The sequence below is a fragment of the Hamadaea sp. NPDC051192 genome, from assembly GCF_040682475.1.
Taxonomy (GTDB): domain Bacteria; phylum Actinomycetota; class Actinomycetes; order Mycobacteriales; family Micromonosporaceae; genus Hamadaea; species Hamadaea flava.
In genome coordinates this window covers 1-1523 of sequence record NZ_JBFBAZ010000301.1, presented here as the reverse complement: position 1 = coordinate 1523, position 1523 = coordinate 1, and the positions used below count along the sequence as shown (strand labels likewise).

Here is a 1523-nt window from a genome sequence, read left to right as displayed (position 1 = left end):
CTGCTCCGCGTCCTCGCCCGGCGGCTGCGCCGGACCAACGACGCGCTCGCCGACCTGATCTTCACCGACGTCCCGGGCCGGGTCGCCAAGAACCTGCTGCAGATGGCGGGCCGCTTCGGCACCCGCGACGGCGGCGTCCTGCGGGTCACGCACGACCTCACCCAGGAGGAGCTGGCCCAGCTGGTCGGTGCTTCCCGGGAGACCGTCAACAAGGCGCTCGCCGACTTCGCCTCGCGCGGGTGGCTGCGGCTCGACGGCAAGAGCGTGATCATCCTCGACCCGGAGCGGCTCGCTCGCCGCGCTCGCGTCTGAGGTTTTTTCGGGTACGCACTCTGCATACCGTATAATTCGGACATTGCCGGGGATTCTTTCGGAATTACCCGGCATTTCCTGTGTCGCTCATCCGACACAGCAGCGTCAGTTGCCCGAATGGCCTCGTTTCTCGAATCGTCCAACCGGTACACCCGACGATTCGAGAGAAGGTCCCTCGCGATGAAGACGTGGGTTCGACGCTCACTCAACGCCGGCGCCCTGACCGCCGGCGCGCTGCTGGCGACCGGCACCGCCGCTCACGCCGACGCCACGTTGGTCAGCAGCGACAACGTTGGCATCCTCAACGGCACTCAGGTCCTGCTGCCCGTCCAGGCCCCGATCGACGTCTGCGGCAACGCTGTCGCCGTCGGCGGCGCAGCCGGTGCGGGCTGCGTCGGCGGCTCGGCGGCCATGCTCTCCCCCGAGTGGGGCTGGGCGCACTACCAGGCCAAGACCGGCCCGAACATCGGGATCGGCAACGGCACCCAGATCATCGCCCCGATCCAGGTCCCGGTCGACGTCTGCGGCAACGCCGTCGCGGTGCTCGGCCAGGCGTACGCCGGCTGTGAGGGCGGCGCCTCGGCGACCATCACCGGCAAGACCAAGCCCGGCGGGCACTACACGAAGGAGTCCACCGAGGCGGGCGTCCTGCCGACCGAGGGTCTGGTCGACGGACTGCCGGTCGTGGGCAGCCTGCTCGGCGGCCTCACCGACGGTTCGGGCCTGCCCGTGGTCGGCGACCTGCTCGGCGGCTCCGGCCCGGCGGCCGGTCTGCTCGGCGGCCGGCCCGCCACCGAGATGCTGGAGAGCACCGGCGCCCCGACCGAGGGCAAGGGCAAGCCGCGTCCGTGCGGCTGCCCCAGCGGCCACGACGACCACGGCCACGGCGGCCCAGGAAGTCACGGCGGCCCGACGCTCGTCAGCACGGGCAACATCGGGGTCCTGAACGGCACCCAGGTGTACGCCCCGATCCAGATCCCGGTGAACATCAGCGGGAACGCGATCGGCGTACTCGGCTCCGCGACGGCGTGGAGCGTCGGCGGATCCTCCGCCCAGCAGTAATCCCGAACGGCCGGTCTGCCGGAGGTTTCAAGCGGCAGACACTGCAACGTCACTCCGGTGGACAGCCCGGCAGACCGGCAGCACCGCCCTTTCGCACGAGCCGCCGACCCGTTTCCCACGGGTCGGCGGCTCGACCCGTTCCCCCCACC

At 70.8% G+C, this 1523-nt stretch carries 1 protein-coding gene and 1 pseudogene; both read left to right on the top strand.

Translation table 11 applies throughout. The annotated features are described in order from the left end of the window. A pseudogene (gene glxR, locus AB0M47_RS42730) lies at window positions 1–312 on the top strand (CRP-like cAMP-activated global transcriptional regulator GlxR); the annotation flags it as partial. Window positions 313–492: 180 nt separating this feature from the next. Further along, window positions 493–1374: a chaplin family protein gene (locus tag AB0M47_RS42725; protein WP_363424768.1), complete on the top strand. Its 882-nt coding sequence runs from the start codon at window positions 493–495 to the stop codon at window positions 1372–1374. Window positions 1375–1523: the final 149 nt, after the last annotated feature.